This is a genomic window from Quyinboa sediminis, from assembly GCF_042219855.1.
Lineage (GTDB): Bacteria > Bacteroidota > Bacteroidia > Bacteroidales > UBA5342 > JBHJHP01.
Genome location: NZ_JBHJHP010000004.1, coordinates 21,484 through 39,924 on the forward strand (window position 1 = coordinate 21,484; position 18,441 = coordinate 39,924).

Here is an 18,441-nt window from a genome sequence, read left to right on the forward strand (position 1 = left end):
ATTGAGATGTATATAATTCATACAGGGAAGGATGTTTTGTATCCCTTGTGAATTCCCTTTGTGGTTAAACCTGGATCCACATGACAGCAAAGTTCTTCACTATGGTCAGAATGTATATTTTCCTTATGTTACGCAATAAGTTACCATTTTGCCTTTAGTCTGACATGTTTTGAAAGGACCTTTTCGAACAAGCTGATTCTAAACTGTTTGCCTTGTGGTAACCAAAGGTCGGAATAATTTATTTAATTCTGAAAACAGGATTAAAAAAAGAAATTTCAACTGTTAAAAACTGCGATTGAAATTTGATTTTTTGAATTTGTAATGTTCAGTAATTCAGATTATTGTGTGTAGCTGTAAATGAAATTATTGCACGATTTACTTAAGTGTAGCGCATAAATAGCGACGGGTTATTATGTTGGTTCCCTAAAACTGCATAATTTAGTTTCATCAAGTTTTTTTGAAAAGCAACACTTAAATTTAATAACTTAATTCTAATTATTATGAGGAAAACTTTTACAATTCTTGCGGCTTTTCTGGTTGGTGCATTCTCATTTGCACAACAGCCTGAAGCAGTTTTTACAAGGTTAACAGATACCGCTCCTGTACTGGACGGTGAAATTGATGCGGTGTGGGATAATGCAACCAAGTACGATATTGACAAAGACTATACCGGTGAGACCCCAACAGTTGGTGCTTCCTATTTTAAAGGGATGTATGCAGACAGTGGTATTTTTGTACTGGTTTATGTAGATGACGATGTGCTTGTTCCCTGGTATGCTCAAACAGGTGGCGATGAGTGGACTTATGACAAGGCTGAAGTTTATTTCGATGTCAACGAAGGTGACCTTGCTGATGGACAAGGCCCAAGTACAGGAGGAACCGGACATTATCAGTTTGCACCAAGTATCACTGAAGAAAATGCCAATGGAACATTAACAGAGGAAAGCAATTACAGGTATGCACTTAAAACTACTGATCCGAGTTATACCATTGAATATTTCATTCCTTTCTCAACACTTGTTGATAAAAGTAGTTTTGTAATGGCTCAGACAGCTGAGTTTGGCTTTGATGTGTACATTGCTGACAGAGATGCAGCCGGAGATGCCGGATCAAGACAACGCAAAGTATGGGCTAACATTGGTACCGTAGGTGAAAACTGGGGTAATATGAATGATGCTGGTCTGGTAACACTTGCCGATCCTTCAGATCTTATTTATGTGGATGAAATTACACTGACTCCTTCAGCTACCACTATTGATGTGAATAACGGAACAATTCAGCTGACGACTGATATCGTACCCGGTAACGCAACCAATAAGGAATTAAAATATTATGCCGATCCTGCCAATGCCGTAACAATCTCTAAAACAGGCGTTGTTAAAGCCATCAGAGACGGTGAGGTTACAATTTATGCATCATCAACAGATGGTGGATATATCGATTCTGATCCTGTTACCATTACCATTACTAATCAGATTCTGACAGCAGACGAAGCAAACCTTATTGTGAACGGTAACTTTGATACTGACCTGAGTTCCTGGGGTGGCTGGGTAGACGCCGAATCAGGAGAAACATATGTTTGGGAAGACGGAGTGGTTAAATGTGTAACTGTTGCAAAAGCAGAAAACTGGCATTATCAGTTCAACCAGACTAACATGTTCCATGCAACACCTGATATCCCTTATGTCTATAAATTTAAAGCCTGGGCTACTAAGGTTCGTATGGCAACAACCGACTTTGAAGATACAGAAGCAAACGGTTACAACCGTTATGGTGCAAGTAGTTCTGATGGTAATGTTGAAGGAAGATCAGAGTGGCAGTTTGAACTGCAGACAGAACCTACATGGTACGAATATGAAGTGACCTTTGATCAGATTACTGAAACAACAGTTGAAAAAGTTCAGTTCCTGTTATCCATAGATGATGGTACTGTTTATATTGACAGCGTATCACTGATCAGCAAAGCTGACACTGAAATTCTGGGTGTGGAAACAGGATTAAAGAAAGTAAATACAACAAAATTCAATATGTATCCGAATCCTGTAGGCCATGCTGATATCCTGAATGTAGAGGTTGCAGGTAAAGATACCAATGTGTCAGTGTACAGCATCTCAGGACATAAAGTTGCAGAAAAAAGATCTGTAAACGGCGTAGCTAAAATTGACGTTTCAGAGTTAAGTAAAGGTTTATATCTCATCCGTCTGGATGATGGTTCAACACAGAAGTTAGTACGATAAATTAATTGGTTTTAATCTCAGAAAAAGGCCTTGCCATAAGCAAGGCCTTTTTTGAATAATCCTGAAGTAAAAACAGCAAACCGGAGCTCAAAAATACCGTTGTGTTTTTCTGAAATGATCGGGCTTTATAGCCGTAGATCTGCGCATAATCCGGCCTGCTGTATTTATTCAGATGGGACAGTATTGGTTTGAAAAACAGGGTTTTGTGTCTTTCGGTATGGTATTAATAACGTCTGCCATCTAATGTGTAGTGTTTAAGTACGATATAAAAACTTGCTGCCCCTTTGTATTCACTTTATTTTCGTATAACAGCTGAACATTAACTAATCATACAAGGAAATTAAATCTCTTATGAAAACAACATCCATACTCACGTTCCTTTTGGTTTCTGTAATTGCATTCTTAGCAGGATGTGCAGATAAAAAACAAGGATATTCCACTGAGCCGGAGATAAATGAACAGGTAGAAGCGCTTCTGGCAAAGATGACTCTGGAAGAAAAGGTCGGACAAATGAACCAGTACAACGGGTTTTATGATGCAACCGGGCCTGCTCCGTCTGAGGGAGATGCAAAAAACAAGCTGGATCATCTTAAAAAAGGTTGGGTGGGTTCCGTACTTAATGTGAGAGGGGCTGAAGCAACAAGAGAACTGCAGCGAATAGTAGTGGAGGAATCGCGTCTGGGGATACCGCTCATTTTTGGTCTGGATGTCATTCATGGACATAAAACATTAACGCCTATACCATTGGCTGAAGCCGCAAGCTGGGATCTGGCAGCCATAGAGAAATCTGCCCGCAATGCTGCGATTGAAGCAACAGCTGTTGGTCAAAACTGGACCTTTGCTCCTATGGTTGATATCAGCAGGGATGCCCGCTGGGGACGTGTTATGGAAGGTGCAGGAGAAGATCCATACCTGGGTTCACTCATTGGTGCAGCCAGGGTAAGAGGGTTTCAGGGTGATGATCTTGCGGCGAACAATACGATGGCCGCCTGTGCCAAACATTTTGCAGGCTATGGCTTTTCGGAGTCAGGAAGAGACTACAATACCGTTGATGTGGGAACATCCACCCTCTATAATATTATACTGCCGCCGTTTAAAGCAGTGGTTGATGCAGATGTGAAAACGGTGATGAACTCATTTAATACCCTGAACGGAATACCGGCAACCGGTAATGCATTTTTACAGCGGGATATTCTGAAGGGCGCCTGGGGATTTAAAGGTTTTGTAATCTCGGATTGGGGCAGTGGTCAGCAAATGATTCCTCACGGATATGCCAGCGATCTGGAACAGGTCGCAGAAATGGCAGCCAATGCCGGATCAGATATGGATATGGAATCCTATTCGTACGTAAAATACCTTGTAAAGCTGGTTGAAAGCGGAAAGGTAAAGGAAGCGGTAGTTGATGATGCGGTACGCCGCATTTTAACGGTAAAGTATGAGCTTGGTTTATTTGATGATCCGTATAAATACTGCAGCGAAGAACGCGAAAAAGACTTGCTCTATCATCCTGATCATCAAAAGGATGCATTGGATATAGCCAGAAAATCCATCGTTCTGCTGAAGAATGAAGGCCATATCCTGCCTCTGGACAGGAATAAAAAGGTAGTAGTCATCGGTGCGTTGGCAGAGGATAAAACCAGTCCGCTGGGAAGCTGGAGGATCGGTTCTGATGACAGCACGGCAGTTTCTGTACTGGAAGGACTGGATCTGTTTGGTGCAAAGTATGCATATGCCGAAGGTGCAAAACTGGTTACAGGACCGGTCGCATTTAATTCGGAACTGGTATTCAATACTACAGACAGGAGTGGTTTCAGTAAAGCTGTTGCATTGGCAAAATCTGCCGGAACAGTTGTAATGGTGCTTGGAGAACATGGCCTGCAGACCGGTGAAGGACGAAGCAGGACAGAACTTGGCTTGCCCGGATTACAGCAGGAACTGCTCGAAAACGTATATGCCGTAAATAAAAATATTGTGCTGGTACTGATGAATGGCCGTCCGTTAACTCTTACCTGGGCTGATGAACACATTCCGGCCATCCTGGAGACATGGCACCTGGGAAGCCAGTCTGGTAATGCCATTGCACAAACCTTGTACGGAGCAAATAATCCGTCAGGAAAACTGCCCATGTCATTTCCGCGCAGAGTGGGTCAGTGCCCGATTTATTACAATCATCTGAATACCGGTCGTCCGGGGCCAAACACAGATGTGTTCTGGTCACATTACATGGATGTGGCAAATACACCTTTATATCCGTTCGGATATGGTTTAAGCTATTCCGGTTTTGACTATTCCGGGCTTCAGGTGGATGCGTCTGATCCAAAAGCTGTGAAAGTTTCTGTAACCGTAAAAAATACATCCGATAGAGATGGTGAAGAGGTGACGCAATTGTATATCCGTGACCGGTTTGCAAGTGTGGCCAGACCGGTTAAAGAACTGAAGGGATTTGAAAAATATATGCTGAAAGCCGGTGAGTCAAAAACCATTTCGTTTATCCTGACAGCTAAAGAACTCGGGTTTTATGATAACGACGGCAGATTTGTGGTGGAACCCGGTATGTTTGATGTGATGGTGGGAACCAGTTCTGATAAGGGACTGACCGGTGAGTTTGAACTAATGTAAAAATCTATGCTACCTGAACGGAGAATGCAGATGCTGATGAAGAAATATACAGGAATCATACTGGCTTTCATGTTCTCACCTGGGATGTTTGCTCAGATAACACCACAGCAGGCACTGGAACAAATGGGACGGGGAATCAACATGGGCAATACACTGGAAGCACCAGAGGAAGGTTCATGGGCTCCCGCAGCACAGGAATACTTTTTTGAAGATTACAAAACTGCTGGTTACAGCACCGTACGAATTCCGGTAAGGTGGTATACACATACCGAAGAATCGGCGCCATATAAAATTTCCGAATCATGGATGAACCGTGTGGAGACCATCGTGGACTGGGCACTGAATCAGGGCTTTTTTGTGATCATCAATGCCCATCACTCCGAACCGGTAAAAGAGGACTATGAAGGACAAAAGGAACGTTGGGACAGCATTTGGAGCCAGGTAGCAGTCAGATTTAAGGATAAACCGGATAAACTGTTCTTTGAACTGATGAATGAGCCCAACGGCTGGACTGTTGATAATGTGAATGCGTATAATCATCGCGTTCTTGGTATCGTCCGTAAAACTAATCCGACACGCATTGTTGTACTGGCCGGTAATAACTGGTCTTCAGCCAATGATATGGTCAATCCCGAAGTCATATTTCCGGATGATCCGTATCTGTTTGGCACGTATCATTCCTACGATCCCTGGGAATTCGGTGGACAGGGTAAGGGGACCTGGGGAACCGCCGCGGACAAGAATGCAATTGCTTCCATGTTCACTAAGGTACGTACCTGGTCGGATCAGACCGCAATACCTGTTTTACTGGGAGAATTCGGTTCAACTTATGTCAACGATGACGGTGGCGACAGCGACCTGAACTCCAGGTTTCGCCATTATGCCTGTTTCGTTGAAAATGCTATAAAAAACAAGGTTGCATTTACCGTGTGGGATGATAATGGCTGGTTCCAGGTTTACATGAGGCAAACACGGAAGTGGAAAGAGTGGAATGACATCATCTTACACTATTCCCCGCAAAGTGTGACGGATTTTACAGCTGAAATGCAGCCGGATTCTTCCGTAATTCTATCATGGGTAAATCAGGCCAGTACGTACGACAGCCTGACGATTCAGCGGAAACTGGCAGGAGGGAATTATATAACCATAGGTAGCGTTGTGCCGGGCGTGAACCGGTTTACAGATTCAACGCTGGCTACCGGGCGGGAATACTATTTCCGTGTCATGACCCATCAAAGCGATACGGCTGTTTCATGGGGCTATCCCCAGATCATAAATGCAGTGGCTCCTGTTATAAGGGCGCCGTTCAACACTGCTCCTTTATCTATACCCGGAACAATTCAGGCAGAGGAGTTCGATAAAGGGGATGAAGGTGATGCTTATCATGATTCGGATCCTGAGAACCAGGGAGGTGCTTTCAGATCAAATACGGGTGTGGATATTGAAGCACGTACCGATGGAGGTTTCCAGCTGGCTTATGTTGAACCGGATGAGTGGCTCGAATTTACAGTGAATATTGATAAAACCACGGATTATATCATTACAGCACATGTGGCATCAGCTGAAGATGGTGGAACATTCAGGATGGTGTTTGAACGCGGTAAGGCCAGGATTTGGACGGTTCCGGCAACCGGAGACTGGCAGCAAAATACGGAAGTTACGCAGGATAAACTGAGGCTGCCGGAAGGACAACAGGTCATGCGGATTGAAATAATAGAAGGTGCTTTTAATATCGATAAATTTGAGTTCCGTGATGCCAATGCCCTGGCACTGAATAAAAATAAGACCAACCATTTTCAACTCTACCCTAATCCGACTTCTGGAAGCATTTCTGTTACAAGTCCCGGATTCAGGTTTAACAGAATTGAAATTATCGGAGCAGACGGAAGGAAAGTCTATCGTGAATTCCTTCCTGTCCCTGTGTCAGAAACATTGAAAATAACACCGCCATTGAGTACCGGAATCTACATTGTACAAATTGGTCACGATGACAGAATGCTCTCCGGAATTCTGGAGGTAAAAAAATAATACTATGAATAAACGAATTTTCATACTTTGTTTTGCAATTTTAGCAGGTTTCTCCAGCGTTGTAGCACAATGTTATGAACTGGTCTGGGCTGATGAATTTAACTATTCAGGCGCACCGGATCCTGCCAAATGGACGCATGAGGTAAACGGCGATGGCGGAGGAAACAATGAATTGCAGTATTACACGGATAACCTGAATAATTCTAGGGTTGTTGACAGCATGCTGATTATTGAGGCACGCAAGGAAAACTACCTTGGGAAAGCATATACTTCAGCACGTCTGATTTCATACAATAAAGCGTCATTTAAATATGGCAGGATGGAAGCCAGGATAAAACTGCCTTACGGTCAGGGCATCTGGCCTGCTTTCTGGATGATGGGCAACAATATCTTTACGGGAACCGGCTGGCCATCGTGCGGTGAGATTGATATCATGGAGATGATAGGTGGCGGAGAAGGCCGCGATGATAAAATTTACGGCACAGTTCACTGGTCTGATGCCAGTGGTAATCATGCGCAGTATGGCGGTTCAAAACAGTTGCCCACTGGTATTTTTAACGATGCATTTCACGTATTTTCCATAGAGTGGACCGAAACCTATATCAAGTGGTTTTTGGATGATGTGCAGTATGCAGTGGTGAGCATTACGCCTGATCATATGTCAGAGTTTCACAATGACTTTTTTATCCTTCTTAATCTCGCGGTCGGTGGAAACTGGCCGGGAAATCCGGATGGATCAACAACCTTTCCTCAACAGATGTGGGTGGATTATGTCAGGGTTTATCAGGTTGGATCCGACCCTGCAATAGAAGGACCGGCAGAAGTGATCCCTCGTCAGGAAGGAGCTGAGTTCAGCCTGATTAATAATCCGGAATATCAATATGAATGGCTGGTGCCTGATGGTGCTGAAATCATTTCAGGACAGGGAACATCTTCGGTTACAGTTAACTGGGGCTGTAGTGCGGATACTGTAAAGTGTGTGCTGACCACACCCTGTTCAACTAAAAACCTGGCTTACCCGGTGGAGCTCGCTGAGGTCATCATGAGTGGGGAAAATACGGTCAGCGCTTATCAGAAAAACATCGTGTATCAGGTGCCTCATGCAGCGCATACAGATTATACCTGGATTTTGCCTGAGGGCGTGACATCAGAAAAAAAGGACTCCAGCACGATCTTCGTGAACTGGGGTGGAACTGATGGAACCCTAAAAGTAATGATTGGCAATTCCTGTGGAACAGATAGTGCTGAAATGGAGGTGGATGCAATTGCACAGCTGCCGTATCTGGATCAGCCGCTAACAATACCGGGAGACATACGGTCGGTATATTTTGATCAGGGAGGAGAAGGAATTGCATATCACGATACCGATGAAGGGAATAACGGCCCGGGACTTCGCCAGGATGAAGATGTGGATACGGAAGATGGAGATGGTACCGGTAATATCGGCTGGACATTTCCGGGAGAATGGCTGGAATACAGCGTGAAGGTTGAGGCAGATGGCCTGTACGATATCATGTGCAGAACAGCAGGTCTTACCCGTGGAGGCAGTTTCCGGCTGTTAATGAACGGGCGCGATCTCACCGGGGAAAAAGTAGCTTCTACTGCCAGCTCGTGGACGCAGTTTCGCTCCATGTACATCAGGGAAATACAGCTATTTGAAACAGATACCATGTTAAGACTGGAAATTATAAATGGAGATTTTAACATGGCAAACATGAATTTTACACGTTCAACAACACCTTTGGATAAAAACACGTCAGTAGCAGACTTAGCAGTTTTTCCCACGATAGTGACCAACAGGCTACACATTAGCAACATGGATACGGAGTACCGGTACCAGATTGCCAGTGTGAGCGGGAAAATTATACAGTCCGGGCGTGTTTTACCGGACGAGGTACTTTCTACCGGAAGCCTGGAGGCCGGTGTCTATATATTGACCCTCCGGAATGCATATGAAAGGACATCAAAAAGATTCATCAAAGTCAGATCACAGAATTTATAAATCCGCAAGATCCGATGCAGAAATAAAACATGAAAAAGACAGTTCCATACCCCGTAATACCTTTAGTGCATATCGTTTGTATCATGCATGAATTAAGAAAGTATGGCGTACGGGTTACAGGCGTTTTTTGCTTTATCCTGCTTCTGATATCAATACCTGATGCGGATGCACAAAAACGGGGTATTGCTTATGGCCATCATTCCCCGGAGGATATGGAGACCCTTGCGCCTGCTGTCTCCTGGTGGTATAACTGGTCAGAAACACCGGAGAGCACTGTCGCTGATGTATACGGCGATTATGGCTTTGACTTTGTTCCGATGACCTGGAACGGATCATTTAATGAAAGCAAACTACGGACATTCCTTGATAAGCATCCGGAAACCAAATATCTACTGGCCTTCAATGAGCCCAACTTTCTGGATCAGGCTAATATGAAACCATCCCAGGTTGCAGCGATCTGGCCACGGCTGGAAGCTATTGCTGCTGATTACAACCTTGAGATTGTTGGTCCGGCAGTTAATTTCTGTAACAGCTGCGTATCTGAAAATGGCACTACCTATACAGATCCTGTTCAGTACCTGGATGATTTTTTTGCGGCCTGCCCCGATTGTCAGGTCGATCATATTGCGGTGCATTGCTATATGAACCATGCCAGTGCTTTGGAATGGTATATCTCTTTATTTGAAAAATACAACAAGCCCATTTGGCTGACAGAGTTCTCAGGCTGGGAATATAACGATGCCATAAATTCCCAGGAAGATCAGATCAGCTTTATGATGGAGGCTGTGGAGTTTCTGGAAAACAGTCCGGAAGTGTTCCGGTATGCCTGGTTTATCGGACGGACATCAGGTGGGATTCAGAGTTTTCCATACATCGATTTGCTGGGGGCAAACGGACAACTTACCGATTTGGGTCAGACCTATAAAGCGATGCCGGTACATGATACCGCAAGAGTGGTGCAGGTTCCTGCACGGATAGAAGCGGAAGATTATAATCGTGCATTGGGAATGAAGATTGAACGCACATCAGACCAGGACGGGGTGATGGATGTAACCGATGTGCAGATCAACGATTATCTGGAGTACAGAATAGATGTTCCGGCAGACGGGACATATAATTTTGATATCCGGGTTTCGTCAACACGAAGAACTGCACTAAAAGTCTATGTGGATGGATCAGCTGTCTTAACACATCAGATTCCGGATAATGATGGCTGGGATAACTGGTCAACCGTGACAAAAACGATCGATCTGTCGCAGGGCATACATACCTTAAAGCTGGTTGCCCTGGGCAGCGGCTTTAATCTGAATTGGGTTGAAATCAGGAATCAGACCGCACAGAAACTGGATGAGAAGCCGGGCACTGCCGTTATTTTAAATGCATCAGCTAATGATGTACTGATTATTTCCGGCACATCTGCTTCCGCAAACAGAGTACAGATTTATAATATTGACGGTATTCCTGTGCTGAAACAGGAGAATGCCACACAAATTGATTTGGGTACCCTGGTGCCGGGCATTTATGTTGTGGAGGTCAATGCTGATAACCACCGGATTTTAAAAAAAATTGTGAAGCAATAAATGAAGCCTGAACAAAAACATACACGTTTTACGTGGTTCCCCTTTGGGGTTACTGTCATGCTTTGCTTTTTTATGGGGCAGGGTATAAGCAGCCAGGATTTTGTACAGGTAAATATTGAAATTGAGCAGGATAGTATTGATGAACTGGAATCACATCCATATACCAACGAAGACGTGCACGGAAACTTTACCGCTGATGATCTGAGGATTGATAATGTTGAAATACATTACCGTGGTGCTTATTATTTGTATACACTGATGCAGCAGGGCGACTTCAGAAACTGGAAAATCAAAACGTCAAAACTGAACCGCTACAACAACCGGAGGGAATGGAATTTTAATTACGAGCTAAACCTGCGTCAGCGGCTGGCATATCTGCTCATGGATGCAGCCGGGGTTCCCTGTGTTACCGCTCAGCATGTCATCCTTTCCGTTAACGGTAAACGGCAGGGCGTATACCTTCAGTATGAGGATCCGGATAATAAACGCTGGTTAACCGATACGTTTGGCGATAACAACGGAGACCTGTACAAAGCAGCATACGATATGCCGGATGAAATAAAGTATTTTGCAGACCTGACTTTCCTGGGGAATGCTTACAGTGATTACTTTCTGCATTATCGCAAGCAAACCAACAATAATGACGAAGAGGAATTTGATTACAGTTCGATTCGTGATTTTACGTATTTAATCAGCTACACACCTGAAGATCAGTTTGCTGAAATGATTCGCCGGAATTTTGATGTGGATGCATTCCTGAATTACCTGGTTGTGGCTAATTTCATGGCTCATTGGGACGGTTACCCTTTCAGACCCAAAAACTACTTTTTATACCAGACCCCAAATGATAAAATGTGGCACTTTATACCCTGGGATATGGATGCCACCTTTCAGCGTTCAGGCCACTTTAACAGCATCGGAACTAATGGAAGTGTATTTCATTATTTCGATGGCTACGAACCCTACAATAAGGTGGAGGGGGAACCGGTGGAACGACCACTGGTGTGGAACATGATGAAAGATTCCCTTATTAGAAATCAATATATCGCAACATATAAAAGCGCACTGAACAGCTATCTGGGGACGGATTTTCTCAATGCAACCCTGGATTCATTATGGCTGGCTATCCGCAATAATGTAAGTCGTTATGAAAGCAGCACCTTTCATAATGACATGGATGATATGAAATCATTTATCGATGATCGCATCAGTAATGTTACTGCTGAACTCAGCGAATATGACGTACAAACCGGGTATAAACCTCCGGTATTAAGAGGCGGAATCAACAACCTTCTGGTTTATCCTAATCCTTCTTCCGGTCCGGTACATGTGCGGTATAGTTCTGAACATAGAAATAGCAGAATTACACTGTATGATATGACCGGTAAGGCCATTTACCAGCGCATGTATCAGGGGCATTCCGTTGAAGAAATTGTTGATCCGGAGCAGTATACTAAAGGAATCTACATGTTGGTTATAACCTCCGGAAATGACATGACGCGGGTTAAAATCATTTTAAAATGAAAAAAGAAAACAAAATAAAAACACATAACATGAAAGGCTATATAGGAGCAGTCGTTTTGGGAATCATCCTCTCATCTTGTGGCACAAGGCATGTAAAGGATGATGTGGCAAAGCGCACAGATGATGTATTTTCGGCTAAAGGGAAAACAGCAACGGTGTACACCACGGCAATGCATACCGGTTCAAGGTTACAAAAAACGGGAAAGTATAAATTTGAAAAAGGAAAGCAGGCCCTTGAAACGCAAAAATCTGTATTTGTGAATCCGCATAAAACATTTCAGACTTTTATGGGTGTTGGAGGAGCCATTACGGATGCCTCTGCCGAAGTATTTGCAAAACTGCCTGAGGAAAAACAGCAGGAATTGCTTGACGCCTATTACGCTGAAACGGGTATAAATTATCGCCTGCTCCGGGTCTCTATCCATAGTGCTGATTTCGGATCAGAAAGCTTTACTTATGTATCTGACGAAGATCCGGAACTAAAGACTTTCTCCATTGCTCACGACATGAAATACAGGATTCCGATGATTCATCGTGCCCTGGAGACTGCCGGAGGAAAACTGACAACCTATGCCAGTCCATGGAGTCCGCCACCGTTTATGAAAAGCAATGGTGAAATGCTGCATGGAGGTAAACTGTTGCCTGAGTATTACCAGCCCTGGGCTAACTATTTTGTAAAGTTTATTGAGGCTTACGAAAAAGAAGGTATTCCCGTTTGGGGGGTAACTATTCAGAATGAACCAATGGCGGTTCAACGCTGGGAATCCTGCATTTACACTGCTGAGGATGAGCGTGATTTTTTGAAAAACTACCTAGGACCAACGTTTGAGAATAAGGGGTTAATGGACAAGAAGATCATCGTTTGGGATCATAACAGGGATCTTGTTTTTAACCGTGCCAACACCATATTAAACGATCCTGAAGCCGCTAAATATGTCTGGGGAATTGGTTTTCACTGGTACGAAAACTGGTCGGGCGGAGATCCCAAATATGATAATCTTGAAAAAGTATGGGAGGCATATCCTGATAAAAACCTTATGTTTACAGAGGGTTGTAACGAGAAGTTTGATCCGGAGAAATACCAGTACTGGCCCAATGCTGAACGTTATGGGGAGTCGATGATCCATGATTTTAACAGTGGTACGGTAGGCTGGACCGACTGGAATATCTTACTGGATGAGAATGGCGGACCCAATCATGTCGGTAATTTCTGTTTTGCTCCGGTTCATGCCGATACGCGGACCGGGGAGCTGATCTTTACCCCGGCATATTATTACATCGGACACTTTTCGAAATTTATTGAACCAGGTGCCAAACGAGTGAGTACGGCAACAAGTATCAGCTTCCTCCAAAGTACATCGTTCCGGAACCCGGATGGTAAAATGGTGACCGTTGTGATGAATGATACAGATAAGGACATAGATTATTTGTTGTATGTGAATATGCAGTCTGTGAACGTTAAGATTCCGGCCAGAGCTATTCAGACCGTAGTCTATTAAAATGATTATGTTGTAAACAGTTTAAAGTGATAGGTTAAGTACTAAACCAGAAGGAAGAATCGATACAAAATGAAGATAATAAAGGGTATATATTTTTTAAGTTTGATTTTAGCCGCATGTTTAAGCCCCGAAGTTCGTGCTGAAGGGTTTTTACATGCCGACGGTAAACAGATTGTGGATGGAAATGGAGAGAACATCATTCTTCGGGGCATCGGCACCGGGAACTGGATGATCATGGAAGGCTATATGATGAAAACTGTCGGCGTAGCAAATACACATACACAGTTCAGAGATAAGTTGATTGAAACCATAGGTGTGGCTAAAACAGACAGCTTCTACAATGTCTGGCTGGCGAATCACTTCACCCGTCGCGATGTGGATTCCATGAAAATATGGGGATATAACAGCGTCAGGGTTGCCATGCATTATAAATGGTTTACCCTTCCCATTGAAGATGAACCTGTTCAGGGTGAAAATACCTGGCTTGATAAAGGGTTCACGATGATAGATTCCCTACTTGACTGGTGTGGCGATAATGAGATGTACCTGATTCTCGATTTACATGGAGCTCCGGGCGGTCAGGGTAAGGATGCGGCTATCTCGGATTATGATCCATCCAAACCGTCACTTTGGGAAAGCAATGATAACAAGAAGAAAACCGTGGCGCTGTGGCAGAAACTGGCAGAACGCTATGCCGATGAGCCATGGATTGGAGGTTATGATCTGATTAATGAAACAAACTGGACCTTTCCCGAAGGTAATAATTCACAGCTGCGGCAACTGTTCGGAGAAATTACAGACAGCATCAGAAAGGTCGATCAAAACCATATTCTGTTTATTGAGGGCAACAGTTTTGCCAATGACCATTCCGGTTTAAAACCACCATGGGATGATAACATGGTGTACAGTTTCCATAAATACTGGAGCACAACAGGACCGAACGATCTGGACTGGATCATACAGTTGCGTAACCAGTACAATGTTCCACTTTGGCTTGGCGAGTCAGGTGAGAATTCAAATACATGGTTTACAGAATTGATTCAGTTATGCGAAAGTAAAAATATAGGTTGGTCGTGGTGGCCGGTCAAAAAGGATGATATAAACAGCATTCTGAATGTAAAAACCAGCAGTGCCTATGAAAGTCTCATCCGCTACTGGAAAGGAGAGGGGCCGGCACTGACTGAGCAGGAAGCTTTTGATGCGGTCCTGGATTGGGCTGAAAATCACAAAATTGAGAATTGTGTTATTCAGTATGATGTGATTGATGCCATGATCCGTCAGCCAAATACCAACGAGGTGCTGCCTTACAGGGATCACAAACTTACAGAACCCGTTTTCTTTACGGAATATGATTACGGTAAAAATACGATTGCGTATTCAGATGCCGTTGTGGCCAACTACAGTATGGATTTTTCATCCTGGAACGATGGCTGGTCTATGCGGAATGATGGCGTGGATATAGAGGCCTGTTCGGATAGTGAACCCAATAATGGATACAATGTTGGCTGGACCGAAGATGGTGAGTGGATGCAGTATTCCATGCACAGCGACTCTGTTGCCATGTATGATCTGCAGATCCGCCACGCATCCGGTTCAGGAGGATCAACCGTGCATTTTGAAGTAAACGGCGTAAATGTATCAGGAAGTCTGGTGCTTCCGGCTACCGGAAGTTGGGATAACTGGCAGACCACGACCTTTAATGATATTATTATTCCGGAAGGTGATATTAAAATAAAGCTTGTTTTTGAACGGGGCGGTTCGAACCTGAATTATTTTCAGTTCATAAATCCGCGTTCTGCTTCCGAAGTGGTGTTTAAGCTGATTTCTGCCGAGACAACTGAGGATGGGTTTGGCATTCTGTTGAGTGTGAATAAGAATGTGGATATTCCGGATGTTTCATTTAACCCGGCCGATTTTGAGCTGCTGGTAGATGATGAAGCTGTACCTGTGGATGAAGTCAACCTGAGCGGATCATCAGATATGATCCTGGTCCTGTCTGTAGCTCAGGGACTTTATTCCGATCAGAATATCCGGCTGTCGTACACCGGAGAATCGGTGCAGTCAGGCGATGTTAACCTGTTACAGTTTTCAGATGAACCGGTTCTTAAAAAGATGGCAGAAAGTAAACGTATCCCCGGAAAAATTCAGGCGGAAGACTTTTTTGTAAATCATGGCTTTGAACTGGAAGATTGTACAGATACCGGAAACGGATTAAACACGTCGTATGCCAACGCGGGTGATTACCTTATTTATAAAGTACATGTCACACGAACAGGATATTACCGTGTGATTTATCGCGTTGCCACAGAAAAATCCAATGCGGAGATAAAATTTCAGGCCGGTCCGTTAAATATTTATACGACGCTCGATACCATGCAGTTCGAAAGTACAGGCGGCTGGCAAAACTGGGATATTCAAACTTCTGAAGTGTACCTGGAAGAAGGATACTACTATCTCCGGTTCCTGGTGAAACAAAGTGAATTTAATCTGAACTGGTTTCAGTTGAACTATACCGGTACAGCGACCGATGAAACGGAATTGCATGCCGGTATAAAACTGTCTCCCAATCCTTCTAAAGATCACGTAATTGTCAGTTTCAATGCAACAGCCGGTGAAGAAAGAACAGTTGAAATTCTAAATCTTAGCGGGCACAGCATGATCATTGCAGAAACAGGAGATGCTGAATGCCGGATTAATACGGAAAGTCTCGATCAGGGCATCTATATCATCAGGGTGAAAAGCGGAGATAAACAAAGTGTCTCAAAACTTTCGGTAGTAAAATAACTGTAACTGTCAGCCTCTTAACGTTAATCCACCGGACAGATCGTACGGTGTTGAGTGTTTAGCTATGTTTAGGAAAACCTGGTAATACATTGCGTTTATAAAACCGGACCGATGTTATTTGAGATTCGTGTACTTCGGTTGTGGTAAAAAATAACCCCGGTACAAACCGGAGCTATTTTTTCAGAGTTATTTAGCTTAATTAAATCCTTTTTTGGTTACACTTTCAGGCTTAATTTTCTGTCTGACTGACCTCAGATGAAAGGTGTTTAAATTTTATGTAGTTTACGTTTAATCCTCCTTTAGTAAAGGTGAGTTTAACGTCCTTAATACCTTCTTTAATGAGAACATCGCTGATGGATAAATTATACCATCCTTCACCGGATTTCTGCAGATTTTTCTTCGGTGGAGCTACTTCGAGTTGCTGGTCTCCAAGCGTAATTTTAATTTTCCCGGAATCACCGGATACCCTTAAAATAATATTATATATGCCGGGTGTTACTGTGGATATTGAATATTTTGTCCATTCACCATCTTCGGTCCAGCCGACATAATACCCGTTAGAAATCGGATCATTACATATGCCTATATCCACACCATCGCTACGGTAGGTATAGCCGGAATTCCATCCTGTGTATTTTCCGGTGGTTACGTGCAGATCCTGGTAATCACTGTCGTTCCATGCATCATTAAGGGTTCCGAAATCATAATCTACTGCGAATATGGTGCCTGGAATATTATGTGTTTTAAACGGTTTACGCTGATGATTAAACGGTGCATCCAGATAGGCGAAAACAACATCACTGTTGAATTTGCAGTTTTCTGTCTTTATATTTTCAAGCAGATCATTCATGGCGGTGACAGCCTGTTCTCTGCCGGGTCTGTTTTCTCCTGTTTCAGGATTATAGTTGATGATTGCGTCCCAGCTTTTAGAGACAATGGTGTATGGATCATCAATATCCATCTGTTTGTATGCCCATGTCGCCCAGCCGATATTCAGGCGTTCCATCTGTTCTACCATATCGGTAAACCAAACATTAGAGTTTTCACCGGTTTCGCCTAACCAAAGCGGTACATTGAGCTGGGTTCTGAGATCCAGAACACCTTCAATGCTTTTATCATCGTTTACTGACCAGTATTTATGAAAACTGAATACAATATTTTCGTCATATGAAGCAAGTTCATGCAGTCCTTTATAATTGTTTGCCCAGCAATTTCCTTCAACAAAAATGATATGGTTAGGGTCAACCAACCTGATGGTATCGGTAATGCGCTTGTATAAATCAAGTATCGGTTTGTTTATTGTACAGTCGCAACCATTGGGATGTGTGCCATCATTTTCAAAGGCCCAGTTTGGTTCATTAATCAGGTCGTATCCTCCGATATGAACTCTTTTGCTGTACCGTTTTGCCAGTTGGTACCAAAGTGCCACGGTTTTAGCTTTATTGGCCTCACTTTCCCATAGAGAGGGTTTCTCAGGGTCGTAATCACTGATATTAGCATCTTTCCCCTGTCCACCTGGAGCTGCATGCAGATCCAGTATCAGGTAAATATCATTTTTTTCACACCAGAACAGAAGGCTGTCGAGCATATTAAATCCCGTACTTAACCAGGTGTTTCTCCCTTTAACGGGTTCCTGTTCAACCGGCAGGGTAAATAAATTATAGTGCATGGGAACGCGAATGGAGTTAAAGCCCCAGTCACTAATGTTTTTTACATCTTCACCCGTAAAGAAATTTTTAAGCCATTCACGGTAGAATGCATCTGTAGTGGCCTTGTCAGTCAGATTCTCCAGCATGGCTCTGATCTTATGTTGGGGCCCTACCGGCGTTTGAAACATATAACCTTCCTGCAGCATCCAGCCTCCGGGCCCTACACCTCTTAAAATGAAATTGTCACTTTTAGAATTAACAATCCGTTGACCATCACGTTTCAAAAAACCGTTTACACTTTTGGCAGCAGATGACTCCTGAAAAATGCAAATCAGAATAACCAAGGGGAATAGTAAGTATTTAAATTTTGCCATCTTTTTAACTAATCGGTTAGAACCATGCGGTTTTATCCACATTAAACAATATTCAAAAATACCGGAGGAAAAAGGATTTACCCAGAATTCATAGTATACTTGCTCTCTACAGATGAAAGAAATAATCAGGATATGCTATACAAAC

General features: G+C 43.4%; 9 protein-coding genes. 8 read left to right on the forward strand and 1 reads right to left on the reverse strand.

Annotation, left to right across the window (positions count from 1 at the left end; translation table 11 throughout):
• Nucleotides 1-500: 500 nt before the first annotated feature.
• From ACE1EF_RS10715 to ACE1EF_RS10750, 8 genes are all read left to right on the forward strand, one after another.
• Nucleotides 501-2,237, forward strand: a complete 1,737-nt coding sequence (locus ACE1EF_RS10715) for a sugar-binding protein (protein WP_375720660.1) — start codon at nt 501-503, stop codon at nt 2,235-2,237.
• A gap of 351 nt (nt 2,238-2,588) precedes the next feature.
• A complete protein-coding gene (gene bglX, locus ACE1EF_RS10720) occupies nt 2,589-4,856 on the forward strand; it encodes a beta-glucosidase BglX (protein ID WP_375720661.1) in 2,268 nt (755 codons plus the stop codon).
• A 6-nt stretch (nt 4,857-4,862) separates the two neighbouring features.
• On the forward strand, nt 4,863-6,884 hold the full coding sequence (locus tag ACE1EF_RS10725) for a cellulase family glycosylhydrolase (protein ID WP_375720662.1): 2,022 nt from the start codon (nt 4,863-4,865) through the stop codon (nt 6,882-6,884).
• A gap of 4 nt (nt 6,885-6,888) precedes the next feature.
• Nucleotides 6,889-8,886 (forward strand): family 16 glycosylhydrolase, encoded by a 1,998-nt coding sequence (locus ACE1EF_RS10730; protein ID WP_375720663.1) that lies wholly within the window; start codon nt 6,889-6,891, stop codon nt 8,884-8,886.
• A 29-nt stretch (nt 8,887-8,915) separates the two neighbouring features.
• A complete protein-coding gene (locus tag ACE1EF_RS10735; protein ID WP_375720664.1) occupies nt 8,916-10,466 on the forward strand; it encodes a glycosyl hydrolase in 1,551 nt (516 codons plus the stop codon).
• Entirely contained in the window at nt 10,467-11,990 is a 1,524-nt protein-coding gene (locus ACE1EF_RS10740; protein ID WP_375720665.1) for a CotH kinase family protein, read from the forward strand.
• A complete protein-coding gene (locus ACE1EF_RS10745) occupies nt 11,987-13,489 on the forward strand; it encodes a glycoside hydrolase family 30 protein (protein WP_375720666.1) in 1,503 nt (500 codons plus the stop codon). The genes ACE1EF_RS10740 and ACE1EF_RS10745 overlap by 4 nt, the downstream gene beginning before the upstream one ends.
• Nucleotides 13,490-13,558: 69 nt before the next feature.
• The gene (locus ACE1EF_RS10750) at nt 13,559-16,273 is read left to right on the forward strand and encodes a carbohydrate-binding protein (protein WP_375720667.1); all 2,715 of its coding nucleotides are present in this window, start codon (nt 13,559-13,561) and stop codon (nt 16,271-16,273) included.
• Between the two features lie 229 nt (nt 16,274-16,502).
• On the opposite strand, the gene ACE1EF_RS10755 is transcribed toward ACE1EF_RS10750, so the two are convergent.
• A complete protein-coding gene (locus tag ACE1EF_RS10755; protein ID WP_375720668.1) occupies nt 16,503-18,296 on the reverse strand; it encodes a cellulase family glycosylhydrolase in 1,794 nt (597 codons plus the stop codon).
• Between the last annotated feature and the right edge of the window lie 145 nt (nt 18,297-18,441).